Source organism: Streptomyces sp. PH9007 (genome assembly GCF_059813725.1).
This window is the reverse complement of record NZ_CM187440.1, coordinates 3,074,352-3,088,374: the sequence shown is the minus strand read 5'-3', so window position 1 is coordinate 3,088,374 and position 14,023 is coordinate 3,074,352. Positions and strand designations below refer to the sequence as shown.

General features: G+C 70.0%; 15 protein-coding genes. 9 read left to right on the top strand and 6 right to left on the bottom strand.

What is annotated here, in order from left to right:
• The first annotated feature begins 270 nt into the window (after nucleotides 1–270).
• Both ACTFAP_RS14045 and ACTFAP_RS14040 read left to right on the top strand, forming a co-directional pair.
• Entirely contained in the window at nucleotides 271–903 is a 633-nt protein-coding gene (locus ACTFAP_RS14045) for a PadR family transcriptional regulator (protein ID WP_030732538.1), read from the top strand.
• Between the two features lie 71 nt (nucleotides 904–974).
• Complete coding sequence (locus ACTFAP_RS14040; RefSeq protein ID WP_200365999.1) at nucleotides 975–2,057, top strand: inositol-3-phosphate synthase; 1,083 nt, start codon at nucleotides 975–977, stop codon at nucleotides 2,055–2,057.
• Between the two features lie 84 nt (nucleotides 2,058–2,141).
• Here ACTFAP_RS14040 and ACTFAP_RS14035 read toward each other — a convergent pair whose 3' ends face one another.
• From ACTFAP_RS14035 to ACTFAP_RS14025, 3 genes are all read right to left on the bottom strand, one after another.
• Nucleotides 2,142–3,173 carry an alanine racemase gene (locus ACTFAP_RS14035; protein ID WP_390117894.1) on the bottom strand — a complete coding sequence of 344 codons (1,032 nt, stop codon included), beginning with the start codon at nucleotides 3,171–3,173 and terminating at the stop codon, nucleotides 2,142–2,144.
• 94 nt (nucleotides 3,174–3,267) lie between these two features.
• A complete protein-coding gene (locus tag ACTFAP_RS14030; protein ID WP_390117896.1) occupies nucleotides 3,268–4,386 on the bottom strand; it encodes a lipid II:glycine glycyltransferase FemX in 1,119 nt (372 codons plus the stop codon).
• A gap of 210 nt (nucleotides 4,387–4,596) precedes the next feature.
• Nucleotides 4,597–4,899, bottom strand: coding sequence for a hypothetical protein (locus ACTFAP_RS14025; RefSeq protein WP_386541355.1), 303 nt, complete (start codon nucleotides 4,897–4,899; stop codon nucleotides 4,597–4,599).
• 205 nt (nucleotides 4,900–5,104) lie between these two features.
• On the opposite strand from ACTFAP_RS14025, the gene rpsF reads away from it, so the two are divergent.
• The 4 genes from rpsF to rplI all read left to right on the top strand — a co-directional run bounded on the left by rpsF (nucleotide 5,105) and on the right by rplI (nucleotide 6,856).
• A complete protein-coding gene (gene rpsF / locus ACTFAP_RS14020) occupies nucleotides 5,105–5,395 on the top strand; it encodes a 30S ribosomal protein S6 (RefSeq protein ID WP_030732527.1) in 291 nt (96 codons plus the stop codon).
• A gap of 101 nt (nucleotides 5,396–5,496) precedes the next feature.
• Entirely contained in the window at nucleotides 5,497–6,072 is a 576-nt protein-coding gene (locus ACTFAP_RS14015) for a single-stranded DNA-binding protein (RefSeq protein ID WP_390117898.1), read from the top strand.
• 75 nt (nucleotides 6,073–6,147) lie between these two features.
• On the top strand, nucleotides 6,148–6,384 hold the full coding sequence (gene rpsR / locus ACTFAP_RS14010) for a 30S ribosomal protein S18 (RefSeq protein WP_003978893.1): 237 nt from the start codon (nucleotides 6,148–6,150) through the stop codon (nucleotides 6,382–6,384).
• A 19-nt stretch (nucleotides 6,385–6,403) separates the two neighbouring features.
• A complete protein-coding gene (rplI, locus tag ACTFAP_RS14005) occupies nucleotides 6,404–6,856 on the top strand; it encodes a 50S ribosomal protein L9 (protein ID WP_030732522.1) in 453 nt (150 codons plus the stop codon).
• Between the two features lie 173 nt (nucleotides 6,857–7,029).
• Here the strand turns inward: rplI and ACTFAP_RS14000 are convergent, their stop codons facing one another.
• A complete protein-coding gene (locus ACTFAP_RS14000; RefSeq protein WP_390117901.1) occupies nucleotides 7,030–8,361 on the bottom strand; it encodes an MATE family efflux transporter in 1,332 nt (443 codons plus the stop codon).
• Nucleotides 8,362–8,628: 267 nt separating this feature from the next.
• On the opposite strand from ACTFAP_RS14000, the gene ACTFAP_RS13995 reads away from it, so the two are divergent.
• On the top strand, nucleotides 8,629–11,490 hold the full coding sequence (locus ACTFAP_RS13995) for a replicative DNA helicase (RefSeq protein WP_500469302.1): 2,862 nt from the start codon (nucleotides 8,629–8,631) through the stop codon (nucleotides 11,488–11,490).
• Nucleotides 11,491–11,530: 40 nt separating this feature from the next.
• On the opposite strand, the gene ACTFAP_RS13990 is transcribed toward ACTFAP_RS13995, so the two are convergent.
• Together ACTFAP_RS13990 and ACTFAP_RS13985 are read right to left on the bottom strand one after the other, a co-directional pair.
• Nucleotides 11,531–11,854, bottom strand: a complete 324-nt coding sequence (locus tag ACTFAP_RS13990; protein ID WP_390117904.1) for a thioredoxin family protein — start codon at nucleotides 11,852–11,854, stop codon at nucleotides 11,531–11,533.
• Nucleotides 11,851–12,231: a MerR family transcriptional regulator gene (locus tag ACTFAP_RS13985; RefSeq protein WP_500469300.1), complete on the bottom strand. Its 381-nt coding sequence runs from the start codon at nucleotides 12,229–12,231 to the stop codon at nucleotides 11,851–11,853. Before ACTFAP_RS13985 ends, ACTFAP_RS13990 begins: the two co-directional genes overlap by 4 nt.
• Nucleotides 12,232–12,334: 103 nt before the next feature.
• Here ACTFAP_RS13985 and ACTFAP_RS13980 point away from each other — a divergent pair, with 103 nt between their 5' ends.
• Both ACTFAP_RS13980 and ACTFAP_RS13975 read left to right on the top strand, forming a co-directional pair.
• Nucleotides 12,335–13,384, top strand: coding sequence for a DNA polymerase III subunit beta family protein (locus ACTFAP_RS13980; protein ID WP_500469298.1), 1,050 nt, complete (start codon nucleotides 12,335–12,337; stop codon nucleotides 13,382–13,384).
• 31 nt (nucleotides 13,385–13,415) lie between these two features.
• Nucleotides 13,416–14,009 carry a hypothetical protein gene (locus tag ACTFAP_RS13975; protein ID WP_500469296.1) on the top strand — a complete coding sequence of 198 codons (594 nt, stop codon included), beginning with the start codon at nucleotides 13,416–13,418 and terminating at the stop codon, nucleotides 14,007–14,009.
• Nucleotides 14,010–14,023: the final 14 nt, after the last annotated feature.

The window sequence follows — 14,023 nt, the reverse complement described above, 5'->3', positions numbered from 1 at the left end:
GTTCCCGGACAGTGATCCGCACACGGGGTTCAGCGTACGCAGCCTCAAAGACCAATTTTCCTGGCATAACGGCCACTTCGGTCATTTAACTTTCAGTGAAGCGAAGATGTGATCCCCTTCACCAGGACCCCTCTTGCAGCACCTCTCGGGCCGTTCTATCGTGGCGATGTATCGGGCCGATACATCGACCCAATACATCGCACCAGCGATACAGACCGTTCAGACACAGCACGACACGACAGGCAGTCCACCCGGGAGGTGATTCCAGCCGTGAGCCGACGCTCCGGAGTCCTGGAGTTCGCCGTACTCGGGCTCCTGCGGGAATCCCCGATGCACGGGTACGAGCTGCGCAAGCGGCTCAACACCTCGCTGGGCGTCTTCCGGGCGTTCAGCTACGGCTCCCTCTACCCCTGTCTCAAGACGCTGGTCCAGCACGGATGGCTCGCCGAGGAGCCCGGCAGCGATGCGGAGGACCCACGGGCCACCGCGCTGTCGGGGCGGCGCGCCCGGATCGTCTACCGGCTCACGGGCCCCGGCAAGGAACGCTTCGAGGAGCTTCTGACCCAGACCGGCCCCGACGCCTGGGAAGACGACAACTTCGGTGTCCGGTTCGCTTTCTTCGGCCAGACCTCACGTGATGTACGGATGCGGGTGCTGGAAGGCCGCCGCAGCCGCCTGGAGGAGCGTCTCGCCAAGATGCGCGCCTCCCTGGCCCGTACCCGGGAGAAGCTGGACGACTACACGCTGGAGCTGCAGCGCCACGGCATGGAGTCCGTGGAGCGCGAGGTCCGCTGGCTCAATGAGCTGATCGAGAGCGAGCGGGAGGGCCGCGAACGCGGCACCGCTCCGCCGGGTGGTTCCGGTCCGCCGGGGGGCTCCGGCGACAACGACACCACCACTTGACCATCACTTGACAATTCCGGGCCCCGCGACGGCGTGGGGCCATGCCGAAACACACACAGGGAGCAACCGGAATGGGTTCGGTTCGCGTAGCCATCGCCGGCGTGGGCAACTGCGCCGCCTCGCTGGTACAGGGCGTCGAGTACTACAAGGACGCCGCCCCGGACAGCCGGGTGCCGGGTCTGATGCATGTCCAGTTCGGCGACTACCACATCTCGGACATCGAGTTCGTGGCCGCGTTCGACGTCGACTCCAAGAAGGTCGGCCTCGACCTGGCGGACGCCATCGGCGCCAGCGAGAACAACACCATCAAGATCGCCGACGTGCCGGCCACCGGCGTCACCGTCCAGCGCGGCCAGACCCTGGACGGCCTGGGCAAGTACTACCGCGAGACCATCGTGGAGGCCGACGCCGAGCCCGTCGACATCGTCAAGGTCCTCAAGGACACCAAGGCCGACGTCCTGGTCTGCTACCTGCCGGTCGGCTCCGAGGACGCCGCCAAGTACTACGCGCAGGCCGCCATCGACGCCAAGGTCGCCTTCGTCAACGCGCTCCCGGTCTTCATCGCCGGCACCAAGGAGTGGGCGGACAAGTTCACCGAGGCCGGTGTCCCGATCGTCGGTGACGACATCAAGTCCCAGGTCGGCGCCACCATCACGCACCGCGTCATGGCCAAGCTGTTCGAGGACCGCGGGGTCATCCTGGACCGCACCATGCAGCTGAACGTCGGCGGCAACATGGACTTCAAGAACATGCTGGAGCGCGACCGGCTCGAGTCCAAGAAGGTCTCCAAGACCCAGGCCGTCACCTCCCAGATCCGCGACCGCGAGCTGGGCGAGGGCAACGTGCACATCGGCCCCTCCGACTACGTCGCGTGGCTCGATGACCGCAAGTGGGCGTACGTCCGCCTCGAGGGCCGCGCCTTCGGCGACGTGCCGCTGAACCTGGAGTACAAGCTGGAGGTCTGGGACTCCCCCAACTCCGCCGGTGTGATCATCGATGCGCTGCGCGCCGCGAAGATCGCCAAGGACCGCGGCATCGGTGGCCCCATCACCTCCGCGTCCTCGTACTTCATGAAGTCCCCGCCGGTCCAGTTCTTCGACGACGAGGCCCGCGACAACGTGGAGAAGTTCATCAACGGCGAGCTGGAGCGCTGAGCAACGCTCACGCACCACGCTCCCCCATGACGGCGGCCCGGGCATCTGCCCGGGCCGCCGTCATTGTTCAGGAGATACGTCCGCTCACTCGTCGACGACCCGGTCCACCTGCGTGGTGGTGTGCCGCAGGATCGCCCGCAGCTCGTCCCCGACCTTCGGCCCCTTCGACTCGGCCGGCACAAACAGGATCGACACCTGCATGTGCGGCGGCTCCGCGAACCACCGCTGCTTGCCGTCCCACACGAACGGCGACAGGTTGCGGTTCACCGTGGCCAGCCCGGCCCGCGCCATCCCCTTCGCCCGCGAGGACATCCCGTGCAGCGCCTTGGGCGCTTCCAGGCCCACGCCGTGCGACGTACCACCGGCCACCACCGCCAGCCAGCCGTCCCCGGGCGCCTTCTGCTGCCGGTACCCGAAGCGGTCCCCCTTGGCCACCGGCGTCACATCGAGCACCGCGCCGCGGTACTCCGTCGCCGTGTGATCCCCCAGCCACAGCCGGGTGCCGATCCGCGCCCGGAACCGGGTCTGCGGGAACTGCTGGCGCAGCCGGTTCAGCTCCTCGGCGCTGAGGTGGCTCACGAACATGGTGTCCAGCGGCAGCCGGGCGGCCCGCAGCCGGTCCATCCAGCCGATGACCTCCTCCACCCCGTCGGTGCCATCGGTGCGGTCCAGCGGCAGGTGGATCGCGAAGCCCTCAAGACGCACGTCCTCCAGCGCCGCGCCCAGCTTGCCCAGATCCGCCGGCGTCACCCCGTGCCGGCGCATCGAGCTCATCACCTCGACGACCACCCGCGACCCCACCAGCCCGTACACGCCGTCCACCGAGGAGGCCGAACGAATCACCCGATCGGGGAGCGGGACCGGCTCCTCGCTCCGCCGGTAGGGGGTCAGCACCAGCAGGTCGCCGCTGAAGCGGTCCTTCATGGCCTCGGCCTCGTACGCCGTGCCGACCGCCAGGGTCTCGATGCCCAGCTCGGTGACCTCCTCGGCGAGCCGGTCGTGACCGAAGCCGTAGCCATTGCCCTTGCAGACCGGCACCAGGTCGGGGAAGTCGGCGACGATCTTCCGCTGGTGCGCCCGCCAGCGGTCGGTGTCGACGTAAAGGGTGAGCGCCATGGCCGGGAGGGACCCTTCTGTTGGGGTTGTACGAGGTGGGAAGGGGTGTGGGGGTGAGGGAAGGCGGTGGGGGCGGAGTGCGGGGTCGGCGTCGTCAGCGTCGCGACATGTAGATGTCGAGCGCCTTGTGCAGCAGCTTGTTGAGCGGGAAATCCCACTCGCCCAGGTACTCGGCCGCCTCCCCGCCCGTACCCACCTTGAACTGGATCAGGCCGAAGAGATGGTCCGTGTCCTCCAGCGAGTCGCCGATGCCCCGCAGGTCGTACACGTGGGCCCCCAGCGCGTGGGTGTCCTGGAGCATGCGCCACTGCATCGCGTTGGAGGGCCGTACCTCACGCTTGTGGTTGGCGGAGGCACCGTACGAATACCACACATGGCCGCCCACGATCAGCATGGTGGCGGCGGCCACCGGCTCTCCCTCGTGCTTGGCGATGTACAGCCGCATACGGTCCGGGTCCTCGGAGTTGAGCGCCTTCCACATGCGCTCGAAGTACGCCAGCGGGCGCGGCCGGAACTTGTCACGGACCGCGGTGACCTCGTACAGCTCCTGCCACAGCGGCAGATCGTCGTAGCCGCCGCGCACCACCTCGACGCCGGCCTTCTCGGCCTTCTTGATGTTGCGGCGCCACAGCTGGTTGAAGCCCTTGTGGACATCCTCCAGGGAGCGGTCCTTGAGCGGGATCTGGAAGACGTAACGGGGCTGGACGTCGCCGAACCCGGCGCCCTCCTCCTCGCCCTGCTGCCAGCCCATCCGGCGCAGCTTGTCGGAGACCTCGAAGGCGCGCGGCTCCAGCTCGCTGGCCTCGACGTCGCGCAGCCGCTTGACCTCGGGGTTCTGGATGCCGGCCTTGATGGCGGCGGCGTTCCAGCGGCGGATGACCACCGGCGGGCCCATTTTGACCGAGAACGCGCCCTGCTTCTTGAGGTGCGCGAGCATCGGTCGCAGCCACTCCTCCAGATTGGGCGCGAACCAGTTGATGACCGGGCCCTCGGGGAGGTACGCGAGGTAGCGCTTGACCTTGGGCAGCTGCCGGTAGAGGACGAGGCCCGCGCCCACGCAGACGCCGGACGTGTCGAACCAGCCCAGGGACTCCGTACGCCACTCGGCCTTGACGTCGCCCCAGGCCGGCACCTGCATGTGGCTGGCGGCCGGCAGGGAGCGGATATACGCCAGATGCTCCTCGCGGCTGATGGTCCTCAGGGTCAGGCTCATTCGGGGCGCTCCTTGGGCGTCAATCGCGGCGTCTGGCGGGAAGCCTAGCGGCGCGGTGGACGCCGGGGGCGCGGCGGCCTGCCCGGGGGGCCGGATCGGGGCGGCCGCGGGCGGGAGGCGGGGCCGTTCCCGTACCGGCCCGGCACCCGGTCCGGCGCTGTTCCGCTCGCGCGCCGGACCGGGCGCCGGGCCGTGGCCGCGGGGGCCGGGTCAGCCCAGGACGCCGCCGAACAGGCCGCCGTGCGCCATGCCGAGATAGAAGCCGGTGGCGGCGGCGCCCAGGCCGATGACCAGCACGAAGCGTTCGGCCGTGGTGGCGGAGACCAGCTGGCCCCAGCCGCCGGTGGCGATGCCCGCCAGGCCGGCCCAGGAGGCCGCCAGGTGCATGCCGGGCCACAGGGAGAGAAGGAGGGCCGCCGGGCCGAGGACCGCGGTGACGGCGGCGAGGATGTTGGGGACGGGATGGGAATGGCCGTCGGAGTTGAAGACGCTGCTGAGCGTCATGTGGGCCATGGGGAACCTCCTGCGGAGCGCTGCGGAAGCCGTGTACCCGATCTCTCCAGATTGCTCGGGTCGGGGCCGGATTTCAACCGGAAGGTGCTCGCCGGGTACGGTGTACTGTCCCGTGCTTCGTCACTGACGGCAGGGGACACGCATCACGACCCTCCTGCCACGGATCGCCCGTGGCCGCCTGAGTCCAGAGGAGGTGGGTTCCACAATGCGTCAGTACGAACTGATGATCATCCTCGATCCCGATCTTGAGGAGCGCTCTGTCGCCCCGCTGATCGAGAGCTTCCTTGCTGTCGTCCGTGAGGGCAACGGCAAGGTCGAGAAGATCGACACGTGGGGTCGCCGTCGGCTCTCCTACGAGATCAACAAGAAGCCCGAGGGCATCTACTCCGTCATCGACCTGCAGGCAGCCCCCGAGACCGTCAAGGAACTCGACCGGCAGCTGAACCTCAACGAGTCGGTTCTGCGGACCAAGGTCCTCCGTCCCTCGACCCACTGAGCATCACGCTCCGCGGGATCAGCGGGACACCGAGTAGCGATGTCAGTGCCATAAGTAATCATCGCAGCAACAGCAGTTAGCACCCCGCCGAGAGGTTCACCATGGCAGGCGAGACCGTCATCACGATTGTCGGCAATCTGGTCGACGACCCCGAGCTGCGCTTCACCCCCTCAGGTGCGGCGGTCGCGAAGTTCCGTGTCGCGTCCACGCCGCGCATCTTCGACCGGCAGAGCAACGAGTGGCGGGACGGCGAAGGCCTGTTCCTGACCTGCTCCGTCTGGCGGCAGGCGGCGGAGAACGTCGCCGAGTCCCTGACCAAGGGGATGCGTGTCATCGTGCAGGGCCGCCTCAAGCAGCGGTCGTACGAGGACCGGGAGGGCATCAAGCGCACGGTCTACGAGCTGGACGTCGAGGAAGTCGGCCCCAGCCTGAAGACCGCGACTGCCAAGGTCACCCGGGGCGCCAGCGGCGGCGGCCGCGGCGGACAGGGTGGCGGCAGCGGCTGGGGCGGCGGCCCCGGTGGCGGCCAGGGCCAGCAGCAGGGCGGTGGCGGCGCTCCCGGGGGAGACCCGTGGGCGACCGGCGCGCCGGCCAGTGGTGGCCAGCAGGGCGGCGGTGGTAACGGCTGGGGCGGCGGTGGCTCCGGTGGCGGCTACTCGGAGGAGCCCCCGTTCTGAGGCCCGCCCCGGCGGGCTGAAGGGAACGGCCGGGCTCGGCTATTCACTTCTTATTGAGATCAACGGAGAGAGACCATGGCGAAGCCGCCTGCTCGCAAGCCAAAGAAGAAGGTTTGCGTGTTCTGCAAGGAGAAGATCTCCTATGTGGACTACAAGGACACGAACCTGCTGCGGAAGTTCATTTCCGACCGCGGGAAGATCCGTGCCCGCCGGGTCACCGGCAACTGCACCCAGCACCAGCGTGACGTCGCCACGGCCGTGAAGAACAGCCGTGAGATGGCGCTGCTGCCCTACACCTCGACCGCGCGCTAAGGAAGGATGGTTCAGCATCATGAAGATCATCCTGACGAGCGAGGTCTCCGGCCTGGGCACGGCCGGTGACGTTGTCGAGGTGAAGGACGGGTACGCCCGTAACTACCTGCTCCCCCGCGGTGTCGCGATCCGCTGGACCCGGGGTGGCGAGAAGGACGTCGAGCAGATCCGGCGCGCGCGCAAGATCCGCGAGATCGCCACGATCGAGCAGGCGAACGACATCAAGGCGCAGCTGGAGAAGGTCACGGTCCGCCTGAAGGTCCGTGCGGGCTCCGGCGGCCGGCTGTTCGGTTCGGTCACCCCGGCGGACATCGTCTCCGCGGTGAAGACCTCCGGTGGTCCCGATGTCGACAAGCGTCGCATCGAGCTCAGCAACCCGATCAAGAGCCTGGGTACCCACCAGGTCTCGGTCCGGCTGCACCCGGAGGTCGTGGCGAAGGTCGGACTGCACGTCGACTCGTCCGCGAAGTGAGCGGTCCGCGGTGATCCTCCGGTGATCCGCGGCACGCGGTAGGCAGTACCGGTACGGCGCCGGTCGCGTCCCCGTCCCAGCAGGGCGGGGTCCGCGGCCGGCGCCGTTTCCGTTGTTGTCCCCGTTGCCTTCGTCCGTTGCCGTGCCCCGTTCCGGCCGGCAGGCGGCGGGTGTCAGGCGCGCTCGGCGCCCGTGATCAGCCAGCGCCCGGTGCGGGTGCGCAGCCCCAGGGTGACCAGGCGGGTGGCCATCATCAGTCCGGCCACCGCCCACCACAGGGTGCTGACGCCGCCGCCGATGGTGGGGACCAGCAGGGCCACGGGGGCGAAGACGGCGAGGGTGAGCAGCATGGCGGCGGCCAGGTAGGTGCCGTCGCCCGCGCCCATCAGGACGCCGTCCAGGACGAAGACCACCCCGGCGATGGGCTGGGTGACGGCGATGATCAGCAGGACCGGCAGCAGCCGGTCGTGCACGGCGTCGTCACCGGTGAACAGCGGCATGCCGAGGGGGCCGAGCACGGCGACCAGGGCGCCGAGCACGATCCCGGAGACGACCCCCCAGCCGATCATGCGGCGGCAGATCGCCCGGGCACCGGCCGCGTCGCCCGCGCCCAGATAGCGGCCGATGATGGCCTGGCCCGCGATGGCGATGGCGTCCAGGGCGAAGGCGAGCAGCGTCCAGATGGTCAGGGCGATCTGGTGGGCGGCGACGTCCGCGTCGCCGAGCCGGGCGGCGACCAGGGTGGCGAGCAGCGTGATGGCGCGCAGCGACAGGGTGCGGACCAGCAGCGGGGCGCCGGCCCTGGCACTGGCGCGGATGCCGGCCGGGACGGGGCGCAGGGCGACGTCGTGCCGGCGGGCGCCGGCCAGGACGGTGCGCAGATACACGGCGGCCATGCCGAACTGGGCGATGACGGTGCCCCACGCGGAGCCGGCGACGCCCCAGCCGAGGCCGTAGATGAACAGCCCGTTGAGGGCGACGTTGGAGGTGAAGCCGCCGATGGCGACGTAGAGCGGGGTGCGGGTGTCCTGGAGGCCGCGCAGGACGCCGGTGGCGGCGAGCACGATGAGCATGGCGGGGATGCCGAGGATGCTGATGCGCAGGTAGGTGGTGGCGTGCGGGGCGGCCGTGGCGGAGGCGCCGAGGGCGTCGACGAGGGCCGGGGCGGTGGGGACGCCGATGAGGACGACGGCCAGGCCGAGGAGCGCGGCGAGCCAGATGCCGTCGATGCCCTGGCGCAGGGCGGCGGGCAGATCGCCGGCACCGAGGCGGCGGGCGACGGCGGCGGTGGTGGCGTAGGCGAGGAAGACGAAGACGTTGACGGCCGTGGTGAGGATGGCGGCGGCGATGCCGAGGCCGGCGAGCTGGGGGGTGCCGAGGTGGCCGATCATGGCGCTGTCGGCGAGGAGGAAGAGGGGTTCGGCGACGAGGGCGCCGAAGGCGGGGAGGGCGAGCGTGAGTATCTCGCGGTCGTGGCGGCGGTGCGTGGCGCTCTGCTGGGACACGAGGAGATCCAAACATCCACAGGTAATAGACGCAATGCTTTTGTGATCCTTACCTCGGTCGACCTCCGGTGTGATGTTCTGCGGGTGTTGTCGTGAGCCCGGCGAGTGAACGGGTGTTCCCGTAATCAGGGGTGGGCGGACAGTGAACGCCCAGGTCAGAGTGGGTGCGAAGTGGATCATGAACGGGTGGTGGCAGGAGGGCGCCGCACCTTGTCCACAGGAAGCCCCGGCTTATCCACAGGGTGCGATCTGAAATCCACATAGCCTGTGGATAACTTGTCCGGCGGAGCCCTCCCCCGGCTGTCCCGACCACCGGCCGACTGCCGTAGCGTAGGTCCGCGCTCGGTACGGAAATGTCGGAGCCGGGCCGTACAACGGGTCCGGGAGGAGGTGGGGTCGGTGGCCGATTTCGAGCACGGTGAACCCCCCTGGGACGATGCGGCGTCGGGCGACGGGCCGCCGCCGGCCCGCGGCGGCCCCGGGGCGGGGCAGGGCCACGGCTCCGGCCCGGACGACGGCGCGTCCTCCACCGCCTTCGAACGCGTCCCGCCCCAGGACGTCCGCGCAGAACAGTCGGTGCTCGGCGGCATGCTGCTGTCCAAGGACGCCATCGCCGACGTGGTCGAGACACTGCGCGGCGCCGACTTCTACAAGCCCGCCCACGAGACGATCTACGCGGCGATCCTCGACCTGTACGCCAAGGGCGAGCCGGCCGACCCCATCACCGTCGCCAACGAGCTGACCAAGCGCGGCGAACTCGCCAAGGTGGGCGGCGCGGGCTATGTGCACTCGATCGTGCAGATGGTCCCCACCGCCGCCAACGCCCTGTACTACGCGGAGATCGTCCACGACAAGGCGGTGCTGCGCCGCCTGGTGCAGGCCGGCACCCGCATCACCCAGATGGGATACGCGGCGGACGGCGACGTCGACGACATCGTCAACACCGCGCAGGCGGAGGTCTACCAGGTCACCGAGCAGCGGACGTCGGAGGACTACCTGCCGCTCAGCGACATCATGGAGGGCGCCCTCGACGAGATCGAGGCGATCGGCGCCCGCAGCGGCGAGATGACCGGCGTCCCCACCGGCTTCACCGACCTGGACTCCCTGACGAACGGTCTCCACCCCGGCCAGATGATCGTCATCGCGGCCAGGCCGGCCATGGGCAAATCGACGCTCGCTCTGGATTTCGCACGCGCGTGCTCCATCAAGCACAAACTGCCGAGCGTCATCTTCTCGCTGGAGATGGGGCGCAACGAGATCGCCATGCGTCTGCTGTCCGCCGAGGCGCGGGTGGCGCTGCACCACATGCGGTCGGGCAGCATGACGGACGAGGACTGGACCCGGGTGGCACGGCAGATGACGGAGGTCAACGACGCGCCGCTGTACATCGACGACTCGCCGAACCTCTCGATGATGGAGATCCGCGCCAAGTGCCGGCGGCTCAAGCAGCGCAACGACCTGCGGCTGGTCGTCATCGACTATCTCCAGCTGATGCAATCCGGCGGCAGCCGCCGGCCGGAGAGCCGGCAGCAGGAGGTCTCGGAGATGTCCCGGAACCTGAAGCTGCTGGCGAAGGAGCTGGAGGTCCCGGTGATCGCGCTCTCCCAGCTGAACCGTGGCCCCGAGCAGCGCACCGACAAGAAGCCGATGGTCTCCGACCTGCGTGAATCGGGCTGTGTCACGGCCGAGACCAGAATCCTGCGCGCCGACACCGGCGCGGAGGTGACGATCGCCGAGTTGATGGAGAGCGGCGAACGCGGCTTCCCCGTGTGGTCGCTGGACGAGCAACTGCGACTGGTCCGCCGGCCGATGACCCATGTGTTCTCCAGCGGAGTCAAGGAAGTCTTCCGGCTGACGCTCGCCTCGGGGCGGGAGATCGACGCCACCGCGAACCACCCGTTCCTCATGTACGACGGCTGGCGACCGCTGGGCGAGCTGTCGCCCGGTTCGCGGATCGCGGTGCCGCGCGGGACGGGCGTGCCGCAGCACACGAGGGAATGGCCCGAGGCTGAGCTGATCATGCTCGCCCATCTGATCGGTGACGGCTGTGTCGCGCCGCGCCAGCCCGTGCATTACACGAGCAACGACGAGGCGAATCTGACCGCGGTGAAGGAGGCCGCGGCGCATTTCGGTATCACTCCGCGGCTGGTGCGGCAGGACAGCTGGTGGCACCTGTACCTGCCCTCGCCGCACCTGACCGGGCGTGGGCGCCGCAACCCGATCGCGGAGTGGCTCGACGGCTTCGGTCTCTACGGCAAGCGTTCTCATGAGAAGTTCTTGCCGGGCGGGATCTTCGCCCTGCCGGACGAGCAGCTGAGGCTCTTCCTGCGCCACCTGTGGGCCACCGACGGTTCGGTGACCGTGTCGCGCTCGGGAGCGGTGCGCGTGTACTACGCGACGACGAGCGAGCGACTGGCCCGTGACCTGCAGTTGCTGCTGCTGCGTCTGGACATTCGCGCCCGTCTGCGCTCGGTGACCGGTTCCCCCGGCCGTCCGGGCTGGACCCTGGACATCTCCGGGGTGGAGGACCAGCGCCGCTTCCTGGAGCGGGTGGGCGTCCATGGGGCCCGGGCACGGCATGTCGTGACGGCCGCCGAGCGACTGCGCGACGTCCGGATGAACACCAACATCGACACGGTTCCCAAGGAGGTCTGGGGCACCGTCCGCGCGCTGATGGGCGTCGAGCACATGAGCACCCGTGCGTTCCAGAGCGCCTTGGGGGTGCGCTACAACGGCTCGGCGCTCTACCGCAGTGCCCCGAGCCGGGGCAGGCTGGGCCGGGTCGCGGAGGTGCTGCGGGCCGAGGATCTCGAACTGCTGGCCACCAGTGATGTGTTCTGGGACGAGGTCGTCTCGGTGCGGAGCCTGGGAGAACGTGAGGTCTTCGACGCGACGGTGCCCGGGACCCACAACTTCATCGCCAATGGCATCAACATCCACAACAGCATCGAGCAGGACGCGGACATGGTGATCCTGCTGCACCGGGAGGACGCCTACGAGAAGGAGTCCCCCCGGGCGGGCGAGGCGGATCTGATCGTGGCCAAGCACCGTAATGGCCCCACGGCCACCATCACGGTGGCGTTCCAGGGCCACTACTCGCGCTTCGTCAACATGGAGGGCGGGTTCTGAGCCCTGCGGCCCCGGCCGCCCCGCCCGGCGCAGCCGGTGGCTACCGGCCGTCGAGTTCCTGGAGCAGGCGCTGCTTGCTGCGGGCGCCCACCAGGGAGGTCACGGGTTCCCCGGCGCGGAAGAGGATCAGGGTGGGGACCGACAGCACGCCGTAGGCGGCGGCCGTCGCGGGGTTGTGGTCGACGTTCAGTTCGGCGACCTTCAGTTCGCCGGCCCGTTCGGTGGCGATCGCGGCCAGGACCGGGCTCAGCTGGTGGCAGGGCGGGCACCAGTCGGCGGTGAATTTCAGCAGGACGGGAAGGTCCGCCGCCAGGACCTCCTCGGCGAAGGTGGCGTCGGTGACGTCGGCGAGCCCGGTTTTCATGGTGAGCCTCCCAGGTGGCATTTCGGTTCCGTCGCGGAGCGCAGCAGCCGCTCGCTCACCTCGGCGCGTACCGCCCGCAGCCGTTCCATGAGCGCGTCGATCTCGGCGAGCTTCCTGCGGTACACGTCGAGCGAGTCGGGGCAGGAGTCGCCGCGCGGATGGCCCGCCCGCAGGCATTCGACGAACGGGCGGGTTTCCTCCAGGCCGAAGCCGGATTCCTGGAGGGTGCGGATCTGGCGTACCAGTTCCAGGTCGGCGTCGTCGTAGACGCGGTATCCGTTGGCGGCGCGCGGGGCGTTGAGCAGGCCGCGCGCTTCGTAGTAGCGCAGGGTGCGGGTGCTGACCCCGGCCCGTTCGGCGATTTCACTGATGCGCATGTCGGTGACGGTAAACGTTGACGTCGGCGTCAGGGCAAGGGGCCGGGGTGTCGTGGTGGCGGGGTTTGACCCTCGGGTTGGCTGAAGGCTCAGCATGAGCGGCATGGACGAGGACCAGGACGAGATGTTGCTCGGGATCGGGGCGTTCGCCCGGCTGGCCGGGCTGAGCCCCAGCGCGTTGCGCTTCTACGACGACTGCGGGGTGCTGCCGCCGGCCGAGGTCGACGCGGTGACGGGCTACCGGCGGTACGCGCCGGGTCAGGCGGAGCGTGCGGTGCTGTTGCGCCGGCTGCGTGGTGCGGGGCTGCCGCTGGTGGAGGCCGCCGTGGTGCTGGACGGTCCGGCCGAGCGGGGGCGTGCGGTGCTGGAGGAGTGGCAGCGGCGTACCCGGGAGGAGGCGCGGGCGGCGGGCGCGGTGTTCGCCGAGGTGTTGCGGGAGTGGCCGGGGGCGGTGCCGGCGCGGGTCGTGCTGGGCGGTGCGGAGCTGGCGGGTGCCGTACGGCAGGTGGTGCCGGCGACCGATCCCGGGCATCCGCTGTTGCGGTGTGTGCTGGTCGAGGCGGCCGGGGAGGAGGTGCGGCTGGTGGCGACGGACCGGTACCGGCTGTCGGTGCGGACGCTGCGGGCCCGGACGGTGACCGGTGCGTGGCCGGGGCCGCTGCTGGTGGAGGCGGTGGAGCTGCGGGAGGTCGCGGAGTGGGCGCGGGGTGCCGGTGAGGTGGTGCTGGAGGTGTCCGGAGCGGGTCGGGCGCGGGTGCGGGACGGGGAGCGGGTGCGTGAGGTGTCCCTGACGGAGGGGGAGTTCCCGGCGTACCGGCTGGTGCTGGAGGGTCTTGAGCCGGTACGGCACCGGGTGATCGCGGACCGGGTGGCGCTGCGTGCGGCGCTGGAGCGGGATACGGGGCCGGTGGTGGTCCGTACGGCGGGGGAGGAGGGGCTGACGGTCGGTGGGGTGCGGGTGCCGGCGCTGGTCACGGGGCCCGGGGTGCGGGTGGCGTTCGATCCGGTGGTGCTGGCCGGGGCGGTGGAGTCGGCGGTGGGGCCCGATGTGCTGCTGGAGCTGGGGGAGCCGGGGCGCGGTCCGGTGCTGGTGCGCTCGGCGGACCAGGGCAGTTTCACGACGCTGGTGATGCCGGTGCGTGATGGATCCTGAGAACCCGGTGGTGCGGCTGTGTGCGCGGGGCATGGCGAACGATGACGGTGAACTGTTCCTGCGGGCCTGGGAGGTGGCGTCGGACGACTATGAGCGGTGCGTGGCCGCGCACTATGTGGCGCGGACGCGGACCACGGCCGGGGAGCGGCTGCGCTGGAACCTGCGGTGTCTGGAACTGGCGGACGCGGTCGGGGACGCGAGGGTGGCGGGGTTCTATCCGTCGCTGCACGCCGCTCTCGGGCAGGGGTACGAGGAGGCGGGGGACGGCGTGAGGGCGCGGGCGCATTTCGAGCGGGCGGCCGGGCATGCCGGGGTGCTGAGCGAGGACGCGTACGGGAACTGGCTGCGGATCGCGGTGGCGGGCGGGTTGCGGCGTACGGGGGCGGGGGTGGTGCGGCCGGAGGCGGTGGCGGGTCCGCTGGGTGAGCTGGTGGCGTCGCTGGGGGAGCGTGGCGAGTCGCGGGCGCTGGCTCTGCTGTTGCCCGCTCAGCTGGGGGATCTGGGCGGTGAGGGGGACACGGTGCGGCTGGGGACGGCGGTGCGGATGGTGCTGGCGGCGGACTGGCTCGGTGGGGAGCGGGAGTGGGCTGCCGCGCGGGAGGTGGTGGCGGCGTTGGGCGGATGAGGGCGGGTGAGGGT